Source organism: Chryseobacterium sp. Leaf405 (assembly GCF_001425355.1).
In the GTDB taxonomy this organism is placed as follows: Bacteria; Bacteroidota; Bacteroidia; order Flavobacteriales; family Weeksellaceae; genus Chryseobacterium.
Genome location: NZ_LMQN01000016.1, coordinates 231,653 through 257,301, shown reverse-complemented (window position 1 = coordinate 257,301; position 25,649 = coordinate 231,653). Strand labels below are relative to the sequence as shown.

The 25,649-nt window shown below is 34.1% G+C and carries 30 protein-coding genes; 24 read left to right on the top strand and 6 right to left on the bottom strand.

The window, feature by feature from the left end; translation table 11 throughout:
- Positions 1–42: 42 nt before the first annotated feature.
- From rplI to ASG22_RS17085, 5 genes are all read right to left on the bottom strand, one after another.
- On the bottom strand, positions 43–561 hold the full coding sequence (gene rplI, locus ASG22_RS17105; protein ID WP_055987320.1) for a 50S ribosomal protein L9: 519 nt from the start codon (positions 559–561) through the stop codon (positions 43–45).
- A 117-nt stretch (positions 562–678) separates the two neighbouring features.
- Positions 679–981 (bottom strand): 30S ribosomal protein S18, encoded by a 303-nt coding sequence (gene rpsR, locus ASG22_RS17100; protein ID WP_055987318.1) that lies wholly within the window; start codon positions 979–981, stop codon positions 679–681.
- 30 nt (positions 982–1,011) lie between these two features.
- A complete protein-coding gene (rpsF, locus tag ASG22_RS17095) occupies positions 1,012–1,353 on the bottom strand; it encodes a 30S ribosomal protein S6 (RefSeq protein WP_055987316.1) in 342 nt (113 codons plus the stop codon).
- A 230-nt stretch (positions 1,354–1,583) separates the two neighbouring features.
- Entirely contained in the window at positions 1,584–2,894 is a 1,311-nt protein-coding gene (locus ASG22_RS17090) for a dihydrolipoamide acetyltransferase family protein (RefSeq protein ID WP_055987314.1), read from the bottom strand.
- A 63-nt stretch (positions 2,895–2,957) separates the two neighbouring features.
- The gene (locus tag ASG22_RS17085; protein WP_055987312.1) at positions 2,958–3,785 is read right to left on the bottom strand and encodes an S-adenosyl-l-methionine hydroxide adenosyltransferase family protein; all 828 of its coding nucleotides are present in this window, start codon (positions 3,783–3,785) and stop codon (positions 2,958–2,960) included.
- Between the two features lie 131 nt (positions 3,786–3,916).
- On the opposite strand from ASG22_RS17085, the gene ASG22_RS17080 reads away from it, so the two are divergent.
- From ASG22_RS17080 to ASG22_RS17060, 5 genes are all read left to right on the top strand, one after another.
- Positions 3,917–4,876: a PhoH family protein gene (locus ASG22_RS17080; RefSeq protein ID WP_055987310.1), complete on the top strand. Its 960-nt coding sequence runs from the start codon at positions 3,917–3,919 to the stop codon at positions 4,874–4,876.
- 142 nt (positions 4,877–5,018) lie between these two features.
- A complete protein-coding gene (locus ASG22_RS17075) occupies positions 5,019–5,687 on the top strand; it encodes a porin family protein (protein WP_055987308.1) in 669 nt (222 codons plus the stop codon).
- A gap of 131 nt (positions 5,688–5,818) precedes the next feature.
- Positions 5,819–6,328, top strand: a complete 510-nt coding sequence (locus ASG22_RS17070; RefSeq protein ID WP_055987307.1) for a hypothetical protein — start codon at positions 5,819–5,821, stop codon at positions 6,326–6,328.
- Positions 6,329–6,541: 213 nt separating this feature from the next.
- Positions 6,542–7,198 carry an outer membrane beta-barrel protein gene (locus ASG22_RS17065; RefSeq protein ID WP_055987305.1) on the top strand — a complete coding sequence of 219 codons (657 nt, stop codon included), beginning with the start codon at positions 6,542–6,544 and terminating at the stop codon, positions 7,196–7,198.
- A gap of 88 nt (positions 7,199–7,286) precedes the next feature.
- Positions 7,287–7,931, top strand: a complete 645-nt coding sequence (locus ASG22_RS17060; protein ID WP_055987303.1) for an OmpW family outer membrane protein — start codon at positions 7,287–7,289, stop codon at positions 7,929–7,931.
- 80 nt (positions 7,932–8,011) lie between these two features.
- On the opposite strand, the gene ffh is transcribed toward ASG22_RS17060, so the two are convergent.
- Positions 8,012–9,373 (bottom strand): signal recognition particle protein, encoded by a 1,362-nt coding sequence (gene ffh, locus ASG22_RS17055; RefSeq protein WP_055987301.1) that lies wholly within the window; start codon positions 9,371–9,373, stop codon positions 8,012–8,014.
- A 197-nt stretch (positions 9,374–9,570) separates the two neighbouring features.
- On the opposite strand from ffh, the gene ASG22_RS17050 reads away from it, so the two are divergent.
- The 19 genes from ASG22_RS17050 to ASG22_RS16960 all read left to right on the top strand — a co-directional run bounded on the left by ASG22_RS17050 (position 9,571) and on the right by ASG22_RS16960 (position 25,616).
- Positions 9,571–9,942, top strand: coding sequence for a hypothetical protein (locus ASG22_RS17050; protein WP_055987299.1), 372 nt, complete (start codon positions 9,571–9,573; stop codon positions 9,940–9,942).
- A gap of 59 nt (positions 9,943–10,001) precedes the next feature.
- Positions 10,002–11,102: a F0F1 ATP synthase subunit A gene (atpB, locus tag ASG22_RS17045; protein ID WP_055987297.1), complete on the top strand. Its 1,101-nt coding sequence runs from the start codon at positions 10,002–10,004 to the stop codon at positions 11,100–11,102.
- Between the two features lie 47 nt (positions 11,103–11,149).
- On the top strand, positions 11,150–11,344 hold the full coding sequence (atpE, locus tag ASG22_RS17040; RefSeq protein ID WP_002979108.1) for an ATP synthase F0 subunit C: 195 nt from the start codon (positions 11,150–11,152) through the stop codon (positions 11,342–11,344).
- 86 nt (positions 11,345–11,430) lie between these two features.
- Positions 11,431–11,928 carry a F0F1 ATP synthase subunit B gene (gene atpF, locus ASG22_RS17035; RefSeq protein WP_055987295.1) on the top strand — a complete coding sequence of 166 codons (498 nt, stop codon included), beginning with the start codon at positions 11,431–11,433 and terminating at the stop codon, positions 11,926–11,928.
- 2 nt (positions 11,929–11,930) lie between these two features.
- Positions 11,931–12,470: an ATP synthase F1 subunit delta gene (gene atpH / locus ASG22_RS17030; protein WP_055987293.1), complete on the top strand. Its 540-nt coding sequence runs from the start codon at positions 11,931–11,933 to the stop codon at positions 12,468–12,470.
- A 17-nt stretch (positions 12,471–12,487) separates the two neighbouring features.
- A complete protein-coding gene (gene atpA, locus ASG22_RS17025; RefSeq protein ID WP_055987292.1) occupies positions 12,488–14,065 on the top strand; it encodes a F0F1 ATP synthase subunit alpha in 1,578 nt (525 codons plus the stop codon).
- Between the two features lie 86 nt (positions 14,066–14,151).
- Positions 14,152–15,015, top strand: a complete 864-nt coding sequence (gene atpG, locus ASG22_RS17020) for an ATP synthase F1 subunit gamma (protein WP_055987290.1) — start codon at positions 14,152–14,154, stop codon at positions 15,013–15,015.
- 101 nt (positions 15,016–15,116) lie between these two features.
- On the top strand, positions 15,117–16,475 hold the full coding sequence (locus ASG22_RS17015; RefSeq protein ID WP_055987289.1) for a hemolysin family protein: 1,359 nt from the start codon (positions 15,117–15,119) through the stop codon (positions 16,473–16,475).
- Positions 16,476–16,496: 21 nt separating this feature from the next.
- The gene (locus ASG22_RS17010) at positions 16,497–16,802 is read left to right on the top strand and encodes an ATP-dependent Clp protease adaptor ClpS (protein WP_055987287.1); all 306 of its coding nucleotides are present in this window, start codon (positions 16,497–16,499) and stop codon (positions 16,800–16,802) included.
- 138 nt (positions 16,803–16,940) lie between these two features.
- Positions 16,941–17,555, top strand: coding sequence for a uridine kinase (udk, locus tag ASG22_RS17005; RefSeq protein WP_055987285.1), 615 nt, complete (start codon positions 16,941–16,943; stop codon positions 17,553–17,555).
- Positions 17,556–17,567: 12 nt separating this feature from the next.
- Entirely contained in the window at positions 17,568–17,924 is a 357-nt protein-coding gene (locus ASG22_RS17000) for an FtsB family cell division protein (RefSeq protein ID WP_055987283.1), read from the top strand.
- A 143-nt stretch (positions 17,925–18,067) separates the two neighbouring features.
- Entirely contained in the window at positions 18,068–19,219 is a 1,152-nt protein-coding gene (locus tag ASG22_RS16995) for a methylmalonyl-CoA mutase family protein (RefSeq protein ID WP_055987281.1), read from the top strand.
- Entirely contained in the window at positions 19,219–19,659 is a 441-nt protein-coding gene (locus ASG22_RS16990; protein WP_055987279.1) for a DinB family protein, read from the top strand. Before ASG22_RS16995 ends, ASG22_RS16990 begins: the two co-directional genes overlap by 1 nt.
- A 3-nt stretch (positions 19,660–19,662) precedes the next feature.
- Positions 19,663–20,811: a class I SAM-dependent methyltransferase gene (locus tag ASG22_RS16985; RefSeq protein WP_055987277.1), complete on the top strand. Its 1,149-nt coding sequence runs from the start codon at positions 19,663–19,665 to the stop codon at positions 20,809–20,811.
- Positions 20,812–20,947: 136 nt separating this feature from the next.
- Positions 20,948–21,232: a hypothetical protein gene (locus tag ASG22_RS16980; protein ID WP_055987275.1), complete on the top strand. Its 285-nt coding sequence runs from the start codon at positions 20,948–20,950 to the stop codon at positions 21,230–21,232.
- Positions 21,233–21,400: 168 nt separating this feature from the next.
- Entirely contained in the window at positions 21,401–22,780 is a 1,380-nt protein-coding gene (locus ASG22_RS16975; RefSeq protein WP_055987273.1) for a dipeptidase, read from the top strand.
- Positions 22,781–22,869: 89 nt separating this feature from the next.
- A complete protein-coding gene (locus tag ASG22_RS16970; RefSeq protein WP_055987271.1) occupies positions 22,870–23,886 on the top strand; it encodes a T9SS type A sorting domain-containing protein in 1,017 nt (338 codons plus the stop codon).
- A 79-nt stretch (positions 23,887–23,965) separates the two neighbouring features.
- Positions 23,966–24,673 (top strand): SDR family oxidoreductase, encoded by a 708-nt coding sequence (locus tag ASG22_RS16965; RefSeq protein ID WP_055987269.1) that lies wholly within the window; start codon positions 23,966–23,968, stop codon positions 24,671–24,673.
- Between the two features lie 196 nt (positions 24,674–24,869).
- Complete coding sequence (locus ASG22_RS16960) at positions 24,870–25,616, top strand: electron transfer flavoprotein subunit beta/FixA family protein (RefSeq protein ID WP_055987267.1); 747 nt, start codon at positions 24,870–24,872, stop codon at positions 25,614–25,616.
- The last annotated feature ends 33 nt before the right edge of the window (positions 25,617–25,649 follow it).

Sequence of the window (25,649 nt, the reverse complement as noted above, 5' to 3'; positions counted from 1 at the left end):
AATTGAAGTGGGTTTATATAGTTAGAGAAAAATCTCGTAATCTTAAGCTTCTTCAGAAGGAGTTTCTTCTACAGCAACTTTTTTAGGAGCAGCTGGTTTAGGAGCTTCTACCGGTGCGTCAGATACGATATCGAATTCGAAGTTGTATTCAACGTTTCTGTGTAATCTGATGTTTGCAGTTACTTTACCAGTTCTCTTAATAGTGTTCCCTGGAATTTTGATATATTTCTTATCAACAGAAACTCCAGCTTTAGCAAGAGCAGCAGAAAGATCTGCATTGTTGATAGATCCGAATAATTTGTCACCAGAACCTACTTTTGCAGGAATTGTGATAGAAGTTTTCTTCAATTGATCTACTACACCGTTTGCTGTAGCGATTAATTTAGCTTCTTCTTCTTTTCTAGCTTCCAAGGTAGCTTCTAGAGCTGCTTTGTTTTTAGGTGTAGCTAAAAGAGCGATACCTTGAGGTAACAAGAAGTTTCTTGCATAACCAGGCTTTACGCTTACTGTATCGAATTCAAGACCTAAGTTTTCTACGTCTTTTTTTAGAATAATGTCCATTGTTGTTGTCCTTTTTTAGATTTTAGAATGTCTAAAATCAAGTTAGAATTAAAATTATTTATTCAGCAACAAAAGAAGAAAGCAAGCTCTCTTCTTTTATTTATTTTTTTTGTTGGCTTATTTCAACAAGTCAGCTACGTAAGGCATCAAAGCAAGGTGTCTTGCTCTTTTGATAGCAGCAGAAACTTTTCTTTGGTATTTCAAAGAAGTTCCAGTATATCTTCTTGGTAAAATTTTACCTTGCTCGTTTACGAACTGTAATAAGAAATCAGCATCTTTGTAGTCAACGTGCTTAATTCCGAATTTTTTGAATCTACAGTACTTTTTATCAGTTTTTGTATTAATATCAAGCGGAGTAAGGAATTTTACTTCAGATTCTCCTCCAGCTGAGGCTTGTTTAGCCATATCATCTATTGCCATGTCTTGTCTTTTTTAATTTTGGGTTAATAATTAAGCCTTAGCTGTTTTTACTTTAGTTCTTCTAGTGATAGCGTACTCGATAGCATGCTTGTCTAGTTTTGTAGTAAGGTAACGGATTACTCTCTCGTCACGTTTGAATGCTAATTCTAGATCAGCAACTACAGTACCTTCACCTTTAAACTCAATTAAAGTGTAAAATCCATTCTTTTTCAATTGAATAGGATAAGCTAATTTTTTTAGTCCCCAATTTTCTTTGGCAACGATCTCGCAGTTCTTTTCTTTCAAAAGATCTACAAATTTGTTCACTGCTTCCTCCACCTGAGCTTCAGATAGAACGGGAGTTAAAATGAAAACAGTTTCGTAATTGTTCATAATGTTAAATGAATTTGTTAATTATTTCGAGGTGCAAAAATAGTGAATATATTTAGAATATACAATATGTAAGCTATTATTTTAATGATAATAACGGTAATAATAATTCGCTTTTTTATTTTTCTTTACAAAGAAATTTTAATCATATTATATATTTAATAAAAAACCTCCGAAAAATCGAAGGCTTCTATTTTGAAACGACAAAATTACTCTTGCCGATTATTCATTACTTATATTTCTGTATTCAGATCCCAGTTTTGAAGGTAATCATGAACGTGCTTCAGCATCATTCCACCTAAAGATCCGTCTACAACTCTGTGATCGTAAGAGTGAGACATAAACATCAACTGACGGATTGCAATTACATCACCGTCTTTAGTTTCAAGAACTGCCGGTTTTTTAACAATAGCTCCAATTGCCATAATAGCAACCTGAGGCTGAGGAATAATTGGCGTTCCCATAAGGTTTCCGAAGCTTCCTACGTTAGAAATCGTATAAGTTGCACCTTGAGTGTCTTCTGGTCTTAATTTTTTGTTTCTTGCTCTGTAGGCTAAATCGTTAATTGCTTTTGCCAACCCTGAGAGTGATAATTGGTCAGCATTTTTAATAACGGGAACAATAAGATTTCCGTCTGGTAAAGCAGTTGCCATACCGATATTAATATTTTTCTTTTTAATGATATTATCTCCGTTAATAGAAACATTGATCATAGGGAAATCCTGAATTGCTTTTACAATTGCTTTTACAAAAATTGGCATGAAAGTTAATTTTTCACCTTCACGTTTTTCGAACATATCTTTGTTTTTAGCTCTCCATTTTACAACGTTAGTAACGTCGGTTTCAATGAAAGAAGTCACGTGCGGAGCAATTTGTTTTGCTTTCACCATATTTTCAGCAATGATCTTTCTCATTCTGTCCATTGGAATGATTTCGTCACCTGCTGCAACAGAAATGGTAGAAGCCGGAGCTGAAGTCGCAACCGGTTGTGGAGTAGAAGCTACCTGTACCGGAGCAGCTTTCTGTACAGGCTGATTTCCTCTGTTACTTACGTAAGCTAAAATATCTTCTTTGGTAATTCTTCCTTCTAAACCGCTTCCTTTAATAGATTTAAGTTCAGTTTCAGAAATATTTTCTTGTTGTGCGATTGATTTTACAAGCGGAGAAAGGTAAATATCTCCCGAAAACTCTGTTGAAGCAGTAGTCTGTAATGGCTCTTCAATCGTTTTTAATGTTTCAGCATCCGGAGTTGAAACAGGAGTTTCAGTCTTTACTTCTTCTGAAACTGTGTTTCCACCTTCACCTTCAATTTCTAAAATGGCAATGGCTTCACCTACTTTTGCAACTTCGTCCTTTTGTTTCAAAATCTTTACAATTTTCCCCGAAGCCGGTGTCGGAACGTCTGAATCTACCTTGTCAGTTGCAATTTCTACTACGGAATCATCCTCCTTTACATTATCGCCTTCGTTGAACAACCAAGTGATAATTGTCGCTTCCATAACACCTTCTCCCATGGAAGGAAGCAATAATTTGTATTCTGCCATTTTTAATTTTTAGATTTTGACAAATATATAAAAAAAATCGATTTTTTTATGAAATATTAAATTTTAGGAAAATTCAATGTAAATATTTTCTCCTACATTCATTCCGAATAAACTTTTGGCACCGTTCTTTTTGCTTCCTTTGTATATCGTTAACTCCAAAAGCTGACTGTCATTGAATATTGCCGCAGACTGACCATGAAATTCGGTCTCTCTTTCCCAGTCGGAAACTACTTCCGTATGACTTGAAAATACTTTTGAAAGAGCCAGATTTCTGAATTTTATGGTGAAATTTTCGTATCCTTTGCTAATTGTTTCAAAAAAATCTTTGTTGATATTTGAAATTATATTTCCGAAATTATCAATATAGTTAACTTCCCCAATAATGATTTTTTCAGACTCATTAAAGACAGGTTTTGGGAATAAAAGCTGTTTTGCAGAATCTATTTTTCGCCCAATAACTTCAGGAAGTCCGCCATTTGCCAAATGCACAGCTGCAGGAACAAAAACGTCTGTTGAAGTGAAATTGACAATGTCGTCGAATCTGTTATTTAATGTGATTTCATAAATCGCTTCAGGTTTAATATCAAAGAAAATTAAACTTAGAAGCCCGTTATCCGCCGAAATAAAATAATGTCCGGCTGATTTATATAAAATATTTTTCCGTGATTTATGCTGAAAACTATCAACGGAAAGAATGTGAATAGTGCCTTTCGGAAAATGTTTGTAAGCGTTTCTTACAATATATGAGGTCTGTATAAGGTTGAAAGCCTGAATATCGTGAGTAATATCAACAATATTAACCTCTTGATTTAGAGACAGAATACTGCCTTTCAAAGCGGCAACTCTGTAATCCAAATTTCCGAAATCTGAAGTAAGGGTAATAATTGACATTGTAGTTTGTGAAATAATCGAATATTGCAAATTTATCTAAAATAAAAAGAAAGCCCGAGATATTATGGAAAAGAATTTGATATAAATTTCAAAAAAAAGTTTAAATTTAAATTCTAAAATAAAAATACTGCATGTTTGAATTAACATATGATTTGGAAGAGATCGATTCAAAAATCTTCTATGGAGTTAATAACCAATATTTCAATTTAATAAAATCAACTTTTCCGACACTGAAAATTACAGGGAGAGATCACTATATTTTTGCGATGGGAAATCAGGAAGCTTTAGATGTATTTAAGACAAAGCTTGATGATATTGTCAATTTTATTTCAAAAAACAATTCTATAAGTCTAAAAGACGTTGAAAATCTTCTTAACATAAAAGATGAAACCGAAAAGCAACTTGTTTTTGATCAGGACATCATTGTAAAAGGTGTCAACGGAAAAATAATTAAAGCTAAAACCACTAATCTTAAAAAACTGGTAAAGGAAACTGAGAAAAAAGATATGGTTTTTGCCATAGGGCCAGCCGGAACAGGGAAGACTTACACCAGTGTGGCTTTGGCGGCAAGAGCTTTAAAAAATAAAGAAGTTAAAAGAATTGTCTTAACAAGACCGGCCGTAGAAGCAGGAGAGAGTCTGGGATTCTTACCTGGTGATTTAAAAGAAAAGCTTGATCCTTATTTGCAGCCTTTATATGATGCGCTTCGAGATATGATTCCGCATGAAAAACTGGAAGGTTTTATCGAGAAAAAAGTAATTGAAGTAGCTCCATTAGCATTTATGAGAGGAAGAACGCTGGATGATGCTTTTGTTATTTTGGATGAAGCGCAAAACACAACACATTCCCAAATGAAAATGTTTTTAACCAGAATGGGGATGAATGCGAAATTTATCATCACAGGAGATCCTACCCAGGTAGATTTGCCGCCGAAACAACAATCTGGATTAAAAGAAGCCATGAGAATTTTAGGGAATGTGAAAGAAATAGGTTTTGTACACCTTACAGAAGAAGATGTTGTAAGGCACCCTGTTGTTAGAAAAATTATTCTGGCTTACAACGACGAAGATAAAAGACAGAGAAACGATTAATTAATCATATAAAATCAATAAAAGGGCAGAACAATAACAATTGTTCTGCCCTTTTATTTTTGTGAAATACGACCTAAAACTTTTGTATTTGAAAAAAAATACTATTTTTGCCCCGAATTAATTAAAAAAAAACTTTTTAACAATGAAAAAATTATTATTCGCTGCTGCAATAGCTGTGATGGGAATGAGTGTAAATGCTCAGGAATTCAGATTCGGACCGAAAGCAGGTTTTGCAATGTCTACACTTAAAATTGACGAAAATCAGGATGACTTAGGAAAAAGAAGTATGGATCCTAAGTATACTTTCTATGTTGGAGGTATGGCAGAATACAAAATCAGTGATAAATTCGGTTTTCAGGCAGAAGTTTTGTACTCTCAGCTTGGAGGTAAAGAAAAGATCGATGGAGTAAACGCTGGAGGAATGTTTTTCGGTGAACAGACAAAAGTAACTTTCGGAACATTGTTGGTTCCGGTTTCTGCAAAATATTTCATTACTGAAGGTTTATCAGTTGCTGCAGGTGCTAACTTCGGAATTATCCTTACAGCAAAACAAAAAACTGTAATTGGTTCAGATTTTATTTCTATAGATATTGAAGATGATAACGGTGAAGGAGAAGTAGATATTAAAAAAGATATCAAAAAGTTGAATCTTGCTCCGTTTGTAGGAGTTGAATATATGTTGGAAAACGGATTATTCTTTGATGCAAGATACAGTTTAGGAGTTTCAAACCTATCAAACGATAACAGCGGTGGTAAAATTACCAACAGCTTTGCGCAAGTGGGAGTAGGATTTAAATTCGGAAATAACTAAGAATTTTTTTCATAAAAAATTAAAGCGGCACAAATTTTGTGTCGCTTTTTCGTTATATTATATGATACCACACTTTGGTTTCGATTTTAGATAGAATATATTTCTCAGTTCAATATATAAACTTATTAAAAATGAAAAAACTATTATTAGTAGGTGCTTTTGCACTGTTCGGTGGTCTTGCGCAGGCGCAGGAAGGATTTAGATTGGGTGGGCATATTGGTGCTCCGCTGGGTGATGCTTCAGATGCAGCAAGCGTTACATTAGGTATCGATGCGGCTTATATGTGGAATATTACTAAAGGGCTGGATATTGGTGTTACTACAGGATATTCTCATTTTTTTGGGAAAGATAATGTAGATGATTTCGGTTTTGTACCTATTGCAGCGTCCGGAAAATATAAATTTAATAATCTTCCTCTTTTTGTAGGATTAGATTTGGGAGCAGCAATTTCTACCAGAGATTATATTAACAGCGGTCTGTATGTTGCGCCAAGAGTAGGATATCAGATGAAAAAGGCAGAATTGTATTTAGGATTCCAGAATATTAGCAGTAAATATAAAGGAAGAGGCCCTTATTGGGACGGTAACGACAGATTCAGCTTTGGTGCTGTTAACTTTGGTGCCAATTTTTTCTTAAACTAAGATTTTTTTTAAATCAATTATATTTGACTCCGATTGAAAGATTGGAGTTTTTTTATTCAAAATTTTGTGAAAAAGCTAAAACTCTCTAATTAATAAGATTTTTTATCGAAAATTGCTAATATTAACGAATGATATTAATCACGTTAACAAATTGTAATACTACCACAGCATCACTGTAAATTTGCGGTCAGAAAGTATTAAAATTTTAAAAAAATGAAAAAAGTATTACTAGCAGGTGCTGTTGCACTTTTCGGTTTATCAAATGCTCAAATTGCTAAAGGAACTGCATATTTATCTGGTTCAGTAGGATATTCTCAAGAAGAGACTAACAACGGTAACAATAAAGTAGAAAACTTTAACGTATTACCAACAGTTGGATATTTTGTAGGAACAAACTTAGCAGTAGGTGTAGGAGTAGGATATCAAACAGAAAAAAGAACTAATATCTCTACAGTTGCTTTTCCTAATGCTACTTCTGTATCTACAAACGAAGTAAAAGAGCCTGCATTTGTTGTTGCTCCTTTCGTAAGAAAATACTGGACTTTAGGAGATAAATTATACATCTTCGGTCAATTGGCAGTGCCAATGCAGTTTGGTAAAACTGAAACTGAGAACTCTACTGTAACTTCTACAGGTTCTACAGTAACTACTGTATCAACTTCTACAGAAGCTAAATACACTCAGGTTGGTGTAACTGTTAAGCCAGGTTTAGATTATTTCTTAAACAAAAACTGGTCTATCGAAGCTACTATCGGTGAGTTTGGTTACAATAACTACAAACCAAAAGATGGTGATGCTACAAACAACTATACATTTGGTTTAAACTTATCTTCTGTAACTTTCGGAGTTAAGTATGTTTTCGCTAAATAAGTAAGCAAAAATAGTAAAAATAAAGTCCTAAGTTTTCTTAGGGCTTTTTGTACATTTAAGAACATTAACTTTAATTAAATTAATAACTATGAAAAAAGTATTATTAGCCGGTGCAATTGCACTTTTCGGTTTATCAAACGCTCAAATGACTAAAGGAGACTGGGTAATCAGTGGTAACACAGGGTTAGGTTTTAACGCTACAAGCTCGAAAGTAAAAGCTAACGGAGAATCTTTAGACGGACCTAAAATTAGCAGTTTTTCTGTTACTCCTTCCGTGGGTTATTTTGTAATTGACGGTTTAGCTGTAGGAATCGATTTAGGATTCGACAGCAGAACAACTAAGCAGGATGGTGATAAAGTAACTGTTTCTACTTTTTCTGTAATGCCTACTGCAACATATTATTTCAATACAGGAAGTAAATTTTTCCCATTTGTAGGTGCAGGAATCGGTTATGCTTCAAGCAAAACAAAATATAGCATTAACAGTTCAATTATGGATCCGCTGCTTTTTGAAGGAGATAGTACAACTGATGGTTTAGCTTGGAAAGCAAAAGCAGGAGTTACTTATATGGCAACTCAATCTTTAGGAATCAATTTAGGTGTTGGATTTGATCAGTTTTACAACAAAGACACTTATTTTGGAACGGAAGTTAAAACTACAACGAGCAATTTTGGTGTAAACGTAGGTTTCTCTTATTTCATCAAAGCTAAAGCTCAAAAATCTGATAAGTAATCTAATTATTTAAAGATAAAAATATAAAATCCGACTCAGTTTTGAGTCGGATTTTATATTTTGAATTGTTTGTTATGAAATTATTTTCCAAACATTCCGCCCATTCCCGGCATATTTGGCATTTTGCTCATCATCTGCATCATTTGCTTTCCTTGAGGTCCCTGCATCATCTTCATCATTTTCCCCATTTGGTCAAATTGTTTCATTAAAGCATTTACGTCTTCAATTTTTCTTCCTGCACCTTTTGCAATTCTGTTTTTTCTTTGAGTATTGATAATAGAAGGTCTTCTTCTTTCATCCGGAGTCATAGAATGAATGATTGCTTCAATATGCTTAAACGCATCATCGCTGATTTCAACATCTTTAATCGCTTTTCCAACTCCAGGAATCATCCCCATCAAATCCTTCATGTTACCCATTTTCTTGATTTGGTTGATCTGCTTCAGGAAATCATCAAAGCCAAACTCATTTTTAGCAATTTTCTTATGAAGTTTTTTGGCTTCTTCTTCGTCAAACTGCTCCTGAGCTCTTTCTACCAAAGAAACAACGTCTCCCATTCCCAGGATTCTATCCGCCATCCTTTCAGGGTAGAAAAGATCTAAAGCTTCCATTTTCTCACCTGTAGAAATGAACTTGATTGGTTTTTCAACCACAGAACGAATCGTCAGCGCAGCTCCACCACGGGTATCACCGTCTAATTTCGTTAAAACAACTCCGTCAAAATTCAAAGTGTCGTTGAATGCTTTCGCAGTATTCACCGCATCCTGACCCGTCATTGAATCTACAACGAAAAGTGTTTCGTTTGGCTTAATGGTGGTGTGAACAGTTTTAATCTCATTCATCATCTGCTCATCAATTGCCAAACGACCCGCCGTATCCACGATAACAACATCGTGACCGTTAGATTTAGCAAAATTAATGGCGTTTTGAGAGATAACTGAAGGATCCATATTGCCTTCTTCAGTATAAACGGGAACTCCTGTTTGTCCACCCAACACTTTTAGCTGGTCGATCGCAGCAGGACGATAAATGTCACATGCTACTAAAAGAGGTTTTTTATTTCTTTTCGTCTTTAAATAATTCGCTAATTTTCCGGAGAAAGTAGTCTTACCTGAACCTTGAAGACCTGCAATAAGAATAACAGACGGTTTTCCTGAAAGATTGATTCCTTCCTGAGAACCTCCCATTAGATCCACCAATTCGTCGTGAACGATTTTCGTCATCAGCTGTCCCGGTGTAAGCGACGTAAGAACATTTTCTCCCAACGCTTTATCCTGAACTCTTTTCGTAAGATCTTTGGCAACTTTATAATTAACATCGGCATCTACCAATGCTCTACGAATCTCTTTTACGGTTTCCGCAACATTGATTTCCGTGATTTTTCCTCTTCCTGAAATATTATGAAGTGCTTTGTCTAATTTATCCTGTAAACTATTAAACATATGTATTGTAAATTATAGGTTTGCAAAAATAAGGAATTTTTTAATATATATATCCCTTCTGCACGTAATATTATATATAAGGTATAAATTCATGAGATGATATAAATCAAATCATAGTAAAATAAGATAGAAAAAGTCTATTTTTGTGATCAATTAAAATTAGCCTAATAGATGTTAGGAAGAAAATAGATTTTGAAATGAAAATTAATCCAAACATTCTGGTTACTGTATTGTTTTTTTTAACATTTGCGATTCATTTTTCTTTGTGGAAATTTGTTTTTCATTTGGATGAAATTGTGATCGTAAAGTTTTATTTATTTTTAAGTGTAATGTTCATGATGATGATCACACTTATCGTATTAATTAATAAAGTGGTTCCGGAGTTTTTAGGATTGTCTGTCATCGGTTTGATTCTTCTGAAGTTTGTTTTAATGTATTTAATCAGAAAGAAATTGAACTTTGAGGTCATTCCAGGGTATAAATTTCATTTTATAATCCCTTATTTTGTTCTGACAACGCTGCTTACCTACTATGCGATTAAGCTGATTAATCATGACAAAAAACAGTAAAATTATTTATTGAAACTAGAAAAATTATTATATTTTTGCACAACGAAAAAAACCTATCAATGTTTAAGAAATTCGCAGTTTTATTCTACAGTATTTTTGTATTAAACTTAGTGTCTGCACAGCACGGTGAGGCTACTGCCGAGGCGGGGGCTACTACAGAGCTTTCAGAGAAAGACAAAGTAAAGAAAGATATAAAAGAGCACATCGATCATCACATCTTAGATGCACACGATTTTACATTGATGGTGGATAAAGAAGGTCATCATATCGGTTTCCCTCTTCCTGTTATTTTTTATGACAACGGATTCCATGCTTTTATGAGTAACAGTAAAGAAGGTTTCATGCATGGAGAGGTTACTGAAGTTGATGGTTCTTATTATAAATTGCACCATGAGAAAATTTTCAAGACTGATGCGTCAGGAGAATTGAAACACGGTGAAGATGGTTTTCCAACCAATGAAATGCCTTTAGACTTGTCTATTACAAAGAGCGTTCTTGTTCTTTTATTAGGTTCAGTCTTTTTATTAGTATTGTTTACAGGAGTTGCTAAGTCTTATAAAAAGTCTCAGGTTCCTACAGGTGCTGCAAGATTTTTAGAGCCGTTGATTATTTTTGTAAGAGACGAAGTTGCAATTCCAAACATCGGTCATAAATATAAGAGATTTATGGGTTATCTTTTAACAGTATTTTTCTTCATTTTATTCTTAAACGTATTAGGGCTAATGCCTTTCGGAATCAATGTTACGGGTAATATTACTATGACATTCTTCTTGGCGATCCTTACTTATTTAATTACTACATTCTCTGCAAATAAAGATTACTGGAAACACATCTTCTGGATGCCGGGAGTTCCTGTACCGATGAAATTAATCATGTTGCCAATCGAATTATTGGGAACAATTACTAAGCCTTTCGCATTGATGATCCGTCTTTTTGCAAACATGACAGCAGGGCACATCGTAGTAATGAGTTTGATCGGTTTGATCTATGTATTTAAGAATGTTGCTGCAGGTATTGCATTCCCGTTCTTAACATTAGTAATCTATTTATTGGAAGTATTGGTAGCATTCTTACAGGCTTATATCTTTACAATGTTATCGGCTTTGTTCATCGGAATGGCAGTACAGGAGCACGAGCACGAACATCATGCAGCTCACTAATTAATTAGATTTAAATAAAAAGAAACAAATTTTTAAAATTATATATTATGGAAATCCCTAAAATTGTAGGTGCTGGTATCGTAGTACTAGGTGTTGGTATTGGTCTTGGTAAAATCGGAGCTGCTGCTCTTGAAGCTATCGCTAGACAACCTGAGCAATCTGGAAAAATCCAAACAGCTATGCTTATTGCTGCTGCACTTGTTGAAGGTGTTGCGTTTGCTGCTCTATTCGCAGTAAACTAATTAAAACAAAAACCACTATCCGTAACGGTTGGTTACGAGTAGTGGTTATTTAAGAAAAAAATAATAATTATTTATACATTAATATAATGGAATTAATTCACCAGTTTTCATCAGGATTATTTATTATTCAGTCTGTTATTTTTCTAGCACTATTGTTTTTGTTAGGTAAATTCGCTTGGAAACCTATTTTAAAATCAATTAATGATAGAGAAACTTCTATTGTTGACGCTCTTAACCAAGCTACATTAGCGAAAAAAGAGATGGAAACATTGAAAGAAGATAACGAAAGAATCATTCGTGAGGCTAAAATAGAAAGAGATGCTATCCTTAAAGACGCAAGAGACATCAGAGATAGAATCGTAGGTGAGGCTAAAGATGTTGCTCAGGCTGAAGGTGATAAAATAATCGAAGCTGCTAAGCAAACAATCAATGCTGAGAAAAATGCTGCAATGGCAGACATCAAAACTCAGATTGGTGCTTTATCTGTGAACATCGCAGAATCTATCTTGAAACAAAAATTAGATAACAGCGAAGCTCAAAACGAATTAGTTCAAAATTATTTAAACAAATCAAACCTTAACTAATCATGCTTACATCTAAAGTAGCTAAAAGATACGCACAAGGTTTACTTGATTTCACAAACGAATCAGGGCAAACGGCTACTGTATTTTCTGAAATGAAAGATGTGGTGAAGATTATGGCTGAATCTGTTGACTTAAACAAATTTTTCCATACGCCATACATTGATTCTAAAAAGAAAGTAGAAGTAGCAAAAGAGATTTTCAAAGGTTTATCAATTTCTTCTCAGAATTTGATTACATTGGTGATTAAGCAAGGTCGTGAAAACCAATTAAAAAATATTGCTCAGGAGTTCATTAATAAAGTTGAAGATATCAACGGTGTACAGAGAGTAACTCTTACAACGGCGACTCAGCTTTCTAAAGAAAATCTTGATCAGATCCTGAGATCTACCAACTTGGTGAATCCTAACTCAAACTTCGATTTGAACGTAAATGTAAAACCGGAAATTTTAGGAGGTTATATTTTAAGAGTTGGAGACCAGCAGGTAGATGCATCTGTAAAGTCTAAGCTTAATCAGATTAAAAAAGATTTTCATTTAAATTAAGAAAAAACAACCATACAATGGCAGAAATAAATCCGGCAGAAGTATCTGCGATCTTAAAACAGCAATTGGCCAACTTCGATACTCAATCTAATGTTGAGGAAGTAGGTACAGTTTTAACCATCGGTGATGGTATTGCTCGTGTATACGGGTTAGAAAACGTACAATACGGAGAGTTGGTGAAATTTTCTAGTGATGTAGAAGGTATTGTACTAAACCTTGAAGAAGACAACGTGGGTGTTGCTCTACTTGGTGAAAGTAAATTAGTAAGAGAAGGAGATACAGTAAAAAGAACAAACAGAATTTCTTCTATCAAAGTAGGAGAAGGGATGTTAGGAAGAGTAGTAGATACTCTTGGTAACCCTATCGATGGTAAAGGTCCTATTACAGGGGAGTTATACGAAATGCCATTAGAAAGAAAAGCTCCTGGAGTTATCTTCAGACAGCCGGTAACTGAGCCTTTACAGTCAGGTATCGTTGCTATCGACTCTATGATTCCTGTAGGAAGAGGGCAGAGAGAGCTTATTATTGGTGACAGACAAACAGGTAAAACTACTGTTGCGATTGATACGATCATCAACCAGAGAGAATTTTTTGATGCAGGTCAGCCTGTATATTGTATATATGTTGCTATCGGACAAAAAGCGTCTACTGTAGCACAAATCGTTAAAACATTATCTGATAAAGGAGCTTTAGCATATACGGTAATCGTTGCTGCTAACGCATCAGATCCGGTTCCAATGCAGGTATATTCTGCAATGGCAGGTGCTTCTATTGGTGAGTTCTTCAGAGACACTGGTAGACCGGCATTGATCGTTTATGATGATTTATCTAAACAAGCAGTTGCATACCGTGAGCTTTCTCTTCTATTGAGAAGACCACCGGGACGTGAGGCTTATCCTGGAGATGTTTTCTATCTTCACTCAAGATTGTTGGAAAGAGCGGCTAAAGTTATCGCTGATGATAAAATTGCTAGCCAGATGAATGATTTACCTGAGTCTCTAAGACCAATTGTAAAAGGTGGTGGTTCATTAACAGCACTTCCGATTATCGAAACTCAGGCTGGAGACGTTTCTGCATATATTCCAACTAACGTAATCTCTATTACAGACGGACAGATCTTCTTAGAGTCTGACTTGTTCAACTCAGGGGTTCGTCCTGCGATCAATGTAGGTATCTCTGTATCGAGAGTAGGAGGTAATGCTCAGATTAAATCAATGAAAAAAGTTTCTGGTACTCTTAAGTTAGACCAGGCTCAATATAAAGAATTGGAAGCGTTTGCTAAATTCGGTTCTGATCTTGATGCTTCTACTTTAGCAGTTATTTCTAAAGGAGAAAGAAACGTAGAGCTTCTTAAGCAGCCGGTAAATTCTCCGCTTCCTGTAGACAGCCAAGTTGCTATGATCTACGCTGGAACTGAAAACTTATTAAGAAACGTTCCTATCAGAAAAGTAAAAGAATTCCAAATCGAATATATCGAGTTCTTAAGATCTAAGCACCCTGAAACAATGGCTGCTCTTAAAGCTGGAAAATTTGATGATTCAATTACCAGCGTTCTTAAGCAGGCTGCTAACGATTTGGCTTCTAAATATAACTAAAAATTAGTTGATGGTTTTTGGTTGGTAGTTGATAGAAATTTCTAAAAACTAACAACCAACAACCGACAACCAACAACTAACCCAATATGGCAAACTTAAAAGAAATACGAGGTAGAATTACGTCAATTTCATCTACGATGCAGATTACACGTGCTATGAAAATGGTTTCCGCAGCGAAACTTAAAAAAGCACAGGATGCAATCGTAATGTTAAGACCGTATTCTGAAAAATTACAGGAACTTATCCAAAATGTAAATTCCAGTTCAGATCCTGATCAGGTTTCTATTTACGCTCAGAAAAGAGAAGTAAAAAAAGTTCTTTTTATCGCTATTACTTCAAACAGAGGTCTTGCGGGAGCTTTTAACTCTTCTATTGTTAAGGAGCTTAATATACAGTTTCAAAACAACTCTCAATATGAGGTTGAAGTTCTTTCTATCGGTAAAAAAGCTTTCGATGCAGTAAGAAGAACCCGTACGGTTTATGCTAACGAAAGTGCAGTTTACGAAAACCTGAACTTCGATGCTGTTGCTCACGTTGCTGAAGCGGTAATGAGCAGCTTTACGGAGGGTAAATTTGATGAAGTTTATTTAATTTATAATAAATTCGTTAATGCGGCTACTCAGGAAGTGACTACAGAACAACTTCTTCCGATTTCAATGCCCGAAACTACAGAACCTCAAGTAGAAACAGATTATATTTTTGAGCCAAATAGAAAAGAAATCTTAGATAATTTGATTCCTAAATCTATTAAAACTCAGGTTTTCAAAGCTGTTCTTGATTCAGTAGCATCAGAGCACGGAGCGAGAATGACTGCAATGCACAAAGCAACAGATAATGCAGAAGCTTTGAGAAATGATCTGAAAATCTTCTACAACAAAGCGAGACAGGCTGCTATTACAAACGAAATCTTAGAAATCGTTTCAGGAGCAGAAGCTTTGAAAAATTCGTAAAGAATTATTTTAACATAATATTAAAGCATCGTGATATACGATGCTTTTTTTGTTATTTTTATTTTGTATATCTTTGTAAGAATAAATTATATAATTTCTAAATGGACTCGGACATAGTCAGGCTTTTGCTAGCCTTATTACTTGTTTTACTTAATGGCTTCTTCGTAGCCGCAGAATTTTCAATTGTTAAAGTTCGTTATTCCCAAATCCAGCTAAAAGCCGCAGAAGGAAACTCTATGGCAAAGCAGGCAGAGCATATTATCAAGCATCTTGATGAATATCTGTCGGCAACGCAGTTAGGAATTACGTTGGCATCTCTTGCCCTGGGTTGGGTTGGAGAAAGCGCTTTGCATCACGTTGTGGAAAGTATCATGCATTCTCTGAATGTAGAGTTTGCTCAAACAACAATTACTACTATTTCAGTGGTTATCAGCTTTGTTTTGATTACTGTAATGCATATTGTTTTTGGTGAGCTAATCCCGAAATCAATAGCCATTAGAAAATCAGAAGCAACTACAATGGCTACAGCAGTTCCGTTGAGAGTTTTTTATACTGTTTTCAAGCCGTTTATCTGGTTGATGAACTTAATGTCGAATACTTTTTTAAGATTAGTTAAAATTCACCCTGCGTCAGAACAGGAAATTCACTCGACTGAAGAGCTTCAGCTATTGGTAAAACAAAGTGCTGACAGCGGAGAGATCGAGGAAGAAAACTATGAGATCATTAAAAATGCATTCGATTTTACAGATCATTCTGCAAAACAGATCATGGTTCCCCGTCAGAACATTACTTCAATTGATTTCGAAGAAGATATCAACGAAATCATTAACAAAATAATGGATAGCGGTTATTCCCGTATTCCTGTTTACGAAAATTCAATCGATAATATTATAGGTATTCTATATACAAAAGAGATTATCAGAGAATTTGTAAGAAGAAAAGGGGAAATTAACCATGAAGATTTGAAAGAATTGATGCGTGATGCCTTTTTTGTGGTTGGAAGTAAAAAGATTTCAGATTTATTGAAAATTTTTCAGCAGAAGAAACAGCATTTAGCAATTGTCATCGACGAATTTGGTGGTACAGAAGGTATTATCACACTGGAAGATATTCTGGAAGAATTGGTAGGTGAAATTCAGGATGAAGAAGATGATGAAGAAAAAATAGTTGATAAAATAGGAGAAAATACTTATTGGGTTCAGGCTACGCAGCCATTGGACGAAATCAATGAATTTTTACCTAAAAAACTTGCTCTTTCAGAAGAAAGCGAGTATAATTCATTGGCAGGATTTATTCTTCATGCATTGGCAGATATTCCGGAAGAAAATCAGGAATTTGATATTGATCATTATCATTTTAAGATTTTAAAAATGAATAATAAGAGCGTTGAGCTCGTAGAATTGGTTTATGAAGAACCGAATAATATTAATGACCTTGCTGAAAAAATAGGAGAGGTTTAATCTACTTTAAATACAATAAAAATGATTTTTTATAACAGCATAAAAGATTATGAAGATCCTAAACGCCAGTACGAAGAAGAAGTACTCGTTTTGGATGAAACTGATGAAGTCTATAAATTAGTTTTGCATAATGATGATGTACACACATTCGATTATGTAATTGATTCTCTGATTCAGGTTTGCAAACATAGCTTAGAACAGGCCGAGCAATGCACGATTCTTGTTCATTTTAAAGGAAAATGCACTGTGAAAACCGGTTCAATAGATATTTTGAAACCAATGCACGAGAAATTGCTTTCAAGGGAATTAACAAGCGAAATCGTATAAAATTAAAAGCTCCGACAATTTGTCGGAGCTTATTTTTTACTCAAAAAAGATTTTCATTATTACGTTTTATATTTTACAAAGTGCATTGTCACGTATAAAATAGTATATTTGTACCAACTATAAAGAAACTCTAAAAGAATGCTTGTAATAGGAATTGCAGGAGGTACAGGATCCGGCAAAACTACAGTTGTTGACAAGATCCTTCAGCAGCTTGATGTTGAAGGAATGAACATCCTTTCTCAGGATAATTATTATCATGATAATCATAATTTAACGCTTACAGAAAGAGAAGCTCTCAATTATGATCATCCAAAGTCTATCGATTTTGAATTGATGCTGAAACATGTAAAAGCGCTTAAAAATAATGAGGCGATTGAGCAGCCGATTTACAGTTTTGTTACCCATTCCAGAACGGGAGACCATGTAACGGTAGAACCGAGAAATGTATTGGTAGTAGAAGGAATTCTTGTTTTAACGAACAAAGAATTGTTGAAAGAGTTTGATTTAAAAGTGTTTGTTCATGCAGATTCCGACGAAAGATTGATCCGAAGAATCCGTAGAGATACTCAAGACAGAGGAAGAGATTTGGGTGAAGTTCTTCACCGTTATCAGACGACCCTGAAACCTATGCATCAGGAATTTATCGAACCTTCAAAAAATGAAGCAGATCTAATTATTCCCAATATGAGACAGAATTCGGTGGCTATTGATTTTCTGACCACCGTGATTAAAAACTCACTTAGAAAACATTAAAATCTTCTGAAAATGGCTGAGAAAAAATTAATAAAGGATATTCAACCGACATCGGAAACACTTAAATTTATCAAAACTTATGTATTGAATAAATATGTGATTACGATCTGTATGTTTCTGGTGTGGATGGTTTTCTTTGATAAAACTTCTTTTCTCGTTATTAATGAGCTCAACGGAGAAATCGGCAAATACGAAGAACAATTGGAATATTATAAAACAGAATACGAAAAGAATGATACATTCTACAAGAAACTGATGAATAATAAGTCCGAAAAAGAAAAATACGCACGAGAAAATTATTTTATGAAAAAGCCGAATGAAGAGATTTTCATTTTGGTAGTCGACAGTACAAATGTTGCCAAAAAATAATGTAGAAGTGAATATTGAATGATCAATTCACTTTGCGTGTTAATTTTTAAATGTAAATCCATATAGAATGTCAAAATTTGTCGATGAAAAATTCACTTGTGAAACAAAATTGACGATTGACAATTCACCAATAATAATAACCAATGTCAAATACAGTCTGGGAAAATTTAGTTAAAAAACAGCTTAAAACTGATGATATTTATTCAGTTCTGAAGAAAGAAAATCTTGAAGGGATTGAGGTGAAGCCTTTCTATGATTCTGTTCAAAAAGCTTTGGTAAATCTTCCAAAAATCGAAGAAAGCACGCATTTGGTTGCAAGATATCACGAAAGTTTAGAAGAAGATGTGTTTGCGTTTATTTTGGATCAGAATGTTGAAAATCTTGAGCAGAAAACAATTTTTGTAGATAATATTGATTTGGCTGGACATATCAGTCCTAAAGAAGAAGATCAGTATTTTTCGTTAATTAACGTTTTTGATGAAAAAGAAGCTACCATTAACGATCAGTTGGTGAAAGAATTATTGGCAAAAGAGTTTAGAAGAAATATTTGTGTAGATATTTCTCTTCATCAAAATGCTGGCGCTGCAATCTATCAGCAATTAGGAATTGCGTTGGCTAAAACGAAAGAACTGGTTGAAGTTTACGGTGCTGAAATTTTAAATAAACTGGTTTTCAGAATTGCAGTAGGAGCAAATTATTTCTTTGAAATGGCAAAATTGAGAGCTTTTAAAATGGTTTTCAATCAACTTTCCAAAGAATATACTTTAGACGAAATTCCATATATTTTTGCTGAAACTTCGTTAAGAAATAAAGCTGTTGCCGATAACGAAAATAATCTGATCCGTTCGACTTTAGAGTTGGCTTCTGCAATGATTGGTGGCGCAGATGCTGTTTTTAGTAATAATTATCTTGTTGATAAAAGTACCGATATTTCAGAAGAAATTTCTTTTAAACAGCAGATTGTTTTAGCTTACGAAAGTATTATTAATGTTTTTGAAGATGCTTCAAACGGGAGTTACTATGTAGAAGATATTACGCAGCAGATTGCCGAAAAATCATGGGCGTTTTTTGTTGAGATGGAAGAAAATGGAGGTTATATGGAGCTTTTAAAGCAAGGAATTATTCAGAAAAAAATCTACGACCACGCTGTTGAAGAACAAAAATGGGTAGAAGAAGGAAAAATAAAACTGATTGGCGTTAATTTATATCCAAAATTAGAAGTTAAAAAATCTGTTGAGGAATTATATAACGAAAACGAAATTAAGGCTGTTCGTTGGGCTGAAATGTTTGAATAATGACAGAAAAACTGATTGATTTATTTGAGTATTCCTATCATTTCAACAAAGAGATGATAAAAGTGATTTCTGAAAATCTTGAAAAGGTTGATGAGAAAGCAATCAGTTTAATCAATCATACTTTAAATGCTCAACAGGTTTGGAATTCACGGATTTTAGGAGAAGAATCTTTCAAAGTGTGGCAGATTAATCCTTTTGAACATTTGAATGAAATTAATCATCAGAATTTCAAAAAAAGTATCCAGATTATAGAAAGTTCGGATCTGGATCAAAAAGTTGAATATCAGAATTCGAAAGGAACAAAATTTGAAAACAGTATTTTTGAAATGCTTTTTCAGGCAATCAATCATTCAACGTATCACCGAGGGCAAATCAATTCTCTGTTGAAGCAAAACGGAATTAAACCGATACTAACGGATTATATTTTTTACAAAAGATAAATTGTGGAAAAAGAAATTATAAATCAAGAAGTTCAGAAATATATTAATGCAAATCTTACGACGGATTTGCATTCTTTATTGTTAAAAAAATCTCCCTTTACCGAAGTTTCTATGCAGGAAATCGTTCAACAGATTAAAGGGAAACAAGTGGCTAAGAAGAAGTTTCCGTTTTTGTTGAAAGAAGGAATCATTTTTCCACCGCAACTAAGCTTGGAACAATCTTCATCCGAAAAAACAGCTGAATATAAATCAGAAATTCTAAAAGGGAAAAAGTTTATTGATTTAACGAGTGGTTTTGGAATTGATGCATATTATTTGTCTCAAAATTTTGAAGAAATTACACTTATCGAACAGAATGCTGAGCTTTTGGAAATTGTTGAATACAATTGGAATATTTTAGATAAAAAAGCAAGATTCATCAATCAGAAACTGGAAGATTTTTTAACGGAAAATAATGAAAATTTTGATTTAATTTACCTTGATCCAGCGAGAAGGGACAATAATAAAAACAAAGTCTTTTTGCTGGAAGATTTATCACCGAATATTATTGAAATCCAGGAAAAGTTACTTTCAATTTCCAATGAAGTTGTCATAAAATTATCGCCTTTAATTGATTTAAAATACTTGATTTCTGTATTGAAAGGGGTTTCTAGAATTGAGATTATTGCTGTTAAAAATGATGTGAAAGAAGTGGTTGTCTTTTTATCAAATCAAATTTCAGATGAGATAATTTGCAATTGTATAAATCTAGAAAGCGACGAATCTAATTTTACTTTTACGTTCAAAGAAGAAGAAAATGCCCATGCAGAATATGCCGAACCTGAAAAATTTATTTATATTCCTAATAATTCTATGCTGAAAGCCGGAGTTTTTAATTTAATTTCAGAAAAATTTCAGCTAAAAAAGCTTCATCCGAATTCTCATTTTTATACTTCAAATGAAAAAAAAACCAATTTTCCGGGAAGGATTTTTGAGATGGAAATGATTGATGCTAAAGAAATTAAAAAGAAAAGTCAGTTTAATATTATTTCAAAAAACTACCCTCTAAAACCGGAAGAAATCAAGAAAAAATATGGATTAAAAGACGGTGGAAAAAACTATCTTATTTTTACACAATCCAAAAAAGGGAAAATAATATTAAAATCAGTCTAAAAATGTTGCTGAAAAAAATAGGAATCCTTAATTTTGGGCAATCAAAAAATTAAACATGAAATCGCTTGCTGTTAAAAATGATGATAAACGGCTACGTAATGTGATTTTATATGACCTTAAAAAATAAATTTTACATATGAAAAAATTAGTTCTATGTTTGGCTCTTGCTACTGTTGCTGTAAGCTGCAAAAAGATTCAGGCTGGCGGAAATAAGAATATTATTAAGCTTGAAGAAGGTGCAGACAGATATTCTGAAGATGTACAGGGTGGTGCTGAAGCTCACGGTCATGGTCATGAAGCTGCTGCAGAACATACAGAAGGTGCAACGGCTGAAAAGCATGATGAGGAAGCTCCTAAAACGGATAGCGCAACTTCAACAGCAAAGCCTGAAGAAGCACACGCTCCAAAAGCTGAACACTAATTATCAGTACACCATATAAAGAGTGCCTTGCAGAGATGCAGGGCATTTTTTGTTTGAGGTAATGTTAAATTCTTAATTATCAGTTATTAATAGGTATTAGGAAATTTGTCTGTTTTTGTTTGTTCCTGCGGGGCAATTTTTTTACTTTTAACAAAATAAAATTTTACAATGCAAGAGACATTACATTACATCAACGAAAACAAACAGCGTTTCGTTGATGAATTATTTGAATTATTGAGAATTCCTTCTATTTCTGCAGATCCTGCCTATAAAAATGACGTATTAAAATGTGCGGATGTCGTGGCAGAATACCTTAAAAATGCTGGTGCCGACAATGTGGAAATTTGCCAGACAAAGGGATATCCTATTGTGTATGGGGATAAAATTTTAGATAAAAACTTACCAACGGTTTTGGTTTACGGACATTATGATGTTCAGCCTGCCGACCCATTAGAATTATGGACAAAACCACCTTTTGAACCGTATATTGAGAAAACAGAACTTCATCCTGACGGAGCTATTTTTGCGAGAGGTTCTGCAGATGATAAAGGACAGTTTTTCATGCATTTGAAAGCTTTTGAAGCAATGATGCAGACCAATACACTTCCTTGTAATGTTAAATTCATTTTAGAAGGAGAAGAAGAAGTAGGTTCTGTAAGCTTAGGTGATTTTGTGAATGAAAATAAAGAAAAATTATCTTGTGACTGTATTTTAATTTCTGATACTCATATTTACAGCAACGAACAGCCAACTGTTACAACAGGTTTGAGAGGTTTAAGTTATGTGGAAGTTGAAATTGAAGGTCCAAACAGAGATTTGCACTCCGGACTTTATGGTGGTGCGGTTCCTAATCCGATTCATGTGCTTTCAAGAATGATTGCTAAGTTAATCGATGAAGACGGTCATATTACTATCGACGGCTTTTATGATAATGTAGAAACTGTTTCTGATGCAGAAAGAGCAGATATGAATAAATTGAAAGACAATCCTGAAGAATTCAAAAAATCAATCGGATTAAACGGAGTAGAAGGTGAAAAAGGGTATACGACATTGGAAAGAACATCTATTCGTCCAACATTAGACTGTAATGGAATTTGGGGTGGTTATACAGGAGAAGGTGCAAAAACAGTAATTCCTTCAAAGGCTTCTGCTAAAATTTCAATGCGTCTAGTTCCTTATCAGACTCCAGAAGAAATTACAGAGAAATTCACAAAATATTTTGAAAAAATAGCTCCTGAAAACGTAAAAGTAAAAATTACACCACATCACGGAGGTATGCCATATGTTTTACCGACAGATACAAAAGAATTCTTAGCTGCCAAACAGGCTATGGAGACAGCTTTCGGAAAAGAAGTTCTTCCATACAGAGGTGGTGGAAGTATTCCCATCACAGCGATGTTCGAACAGGTTTTAGGTGCTAAATCTGTATTAATGGGCTTTGGATTAGATTCTGATGCGATACATTCTCCAAATGAACATTACGGATTATTTAATTTCTACAAAGGAATTGAGAGTATTCCACTGTTTTTTGAAAATTATGCTAAATAGTATTTATAATTATTATAATTAATCTCTAAGATTTTCATTCTTAGGGATTTTTTTCTTATTTTAGCAATCAAATATTAAAGAAGAATATTATGAAAAAATTTTTACTTTTAAACTTGGCACTTATAGTGTCTTCGTCATTAACAGCTCAGGTTTTAGAGACTGATACGTATAGTTCATATACAGTGGGCAATATCGGAACAAGTACTACTGGAACAGTTGCAGGTCAAGGGGGAATGTATCCATACACAGGTGCAGTTACAGACTACCAAATTGTGTCAGGTACAGGAGGACACGGAAATTATCTGCAAGTTACAACAGGTAATACAGCTACTGCCACTGCATCTAGATATGTATTTAAGGATGGATTAGACGTAGCATGGAATACTAGGACTGCTGGAAATAATATTATAAAAGGTGTTGCTGACATTTATACTGGAACTTCTACTGGTGTTCATAGCTCGGGAGTTGCAATATATGGTGAAGATGCGGATGGTAATTCTGTTGGAATTGTCGGTATTAGATATAATTCATCTACTAAGACAATCAACGGGTTAGCATATCTTACAGACGGATTAACAGGTAATTTTTATAATATTACTGGACTAACGACAAGCACTTTCCCTGCAAATACTTGGGTTAGTGTAGGATATAGTTATGACACAATAACAGGTCAGATTACTTATGTAATTAATAATGGGACACCTTTAGTATTAAATGTTAACGGGTACTCCACTCCGGCTGGATTTATCCCGAATGAATTCGATGTATATAGTTCTCCGGGAACTGGAAATAATGCAACAACAACTTTTGGTATAGATAACTATAGAGTATTAGCTAGTAATACTTCAGCTATTTTGGCGATTGATGAAACTACTGTTGCCAAAAATGAAGGAATATCAATCTATCCAAACCCCGTTGTTGATTATTTAACAATTAAATCAGATAAGAAAGTTAATAAGGTAGAAGTTTTTGACATGTCAGGAAGAAATGTAAATGCTGAACTGAATGGTGAAAAAGTAAATGTTACAGATCTTTCGTCAGGAAACTATATCATTAATATTGAAACTAAAGAAGGAAAAACTTCTAAAAAATTCATTAAAAAATAAAATTACTGACAAATATTAGTATTAATAAAACGCTCCAATTGGGGCGTTTTTGTTATTTTTAAGAACTTAATCAAATAATATGATACAAGACAAAGTCGCTTATATAACAGGTGGAACGAAAGGAATAGGTTTCGGGATTGCAAAAATTTTGCTTGAAAACGGAGTTTCGATAGCATTTTCGGGAAGAAAAAGAGATGATGTAGAAAAAGCCGGACAGGAATTAAAACAATATTCTCAAAATGTTTTAGGAATTGTTTCCGATGTAAGAAGTCTGGAGAGTGAACAGGAGACGGTAAAATATATCATTGAGAAGTTTGGAAGACTGGATTTTGTAATTGCTAATGCAGGCTTAGGAATATTCAAACCCGTAGATCAACTTTCTGCGGAAGAATGGAATGATATGATTGAAACCAATTTAACGGGTGTTTTCTATACTTTAAAAGCTTCAGTTGAAGAATTAAAAAAGACAGAAGGATATTATATTACAGTTTCAAGTTTGGCAGGAGCCAATTTCTTTGAAAACGGAACGGGTTATAACGCTTCAAAATTTGGGGTTGTAGGATTCACTCAGGCTGCAATGATTGATTTGAGAAAATATAACATTAAATCAACGGTAATTATGCCAGGTTCAGTGGCAACAAATTTTAACGGAAATGTACCTTCTGAAAAGGATGCTTGGAAGATCCAGCCTGATGATATGGGGAATTTAGTTTTGGATATTTTAAAAATGAATCCGAGAGTTTTGCCAAGCAAGATTGAGTTTAGAGCTTCACAACCAGGTAAATAATACTTTTAATGCGCTGAATAGTAAAATAATAAGTATTATGCATGCATAATATATTTTTTATTTATATTAGCAAAAATTAATTAAACAAAATCTCGGTATAAAATGCCCTAATTTTTATACAAAAGAGAAACAATAAATAGAGTACACATGAAACCGAAAGGTTACATATGACAAATAAAATCAATAAGAACAACATATGAAAATATTAGTTTGTATAAGTAGTGTTCCGGATACTACTTCGAAAATTAACTTTACAGCAGACAAATCTGCTTTCGACAAAAACGGAATTCAGTGGGTAATCAACCCGTTAGACGAATTTGCGTTAACAAAAGCAATTAAATTTCAGGAATCTCAGGGAGCTACGGTAACGGTAATCAATGTTGGAGATGCTGCTACAGAACCTGTGATCAGAAAAGCATTGGCAATTGGTGCTAACGATGCGGTAAGAGTAAATCTTGATCCTAAAGACAGCTATTCTACGGCAAAAGAAATCGCTGCTGTGGCGCAAAACGGTGGTTATGACTTAATTCTTTGTGGTAAAGAATCTATCGATTATAACGGTGGTTCTGTTCCGGGAATGGTTGCTCAGTTGTTGAATCAGCCTTTCGTAAATGCATCTGTAGGTCTTGATGTAAATGGAAGTGAGGCTACTGCTGTAAGAGAAATTGAAGGAGGTAAAGAAACTATTTCTGTGAAATTACCGGCTGTGATTGCTGGTCAGAAAGGTTTGGTAGACGAAAAAGATCTAATTATTCCAAATATGAGAGGTATTATGTCTGCAAGAACAAAGCCTTTGCAGGTGGTTGAGCCGACTTCTTCTGAGGTGAAAGTTCAGGGAGTTTCTTACGACAGTGTACCTCCGAGAGCTGCTGTGAAATTGGTTTCTCCTGATAATTTGGATGAATTGGTAAGATTACTTCACGAAGAAGCTAAAGTTATCTAATCATTTAATTATTAAATTTTTTAATCTTAAAAT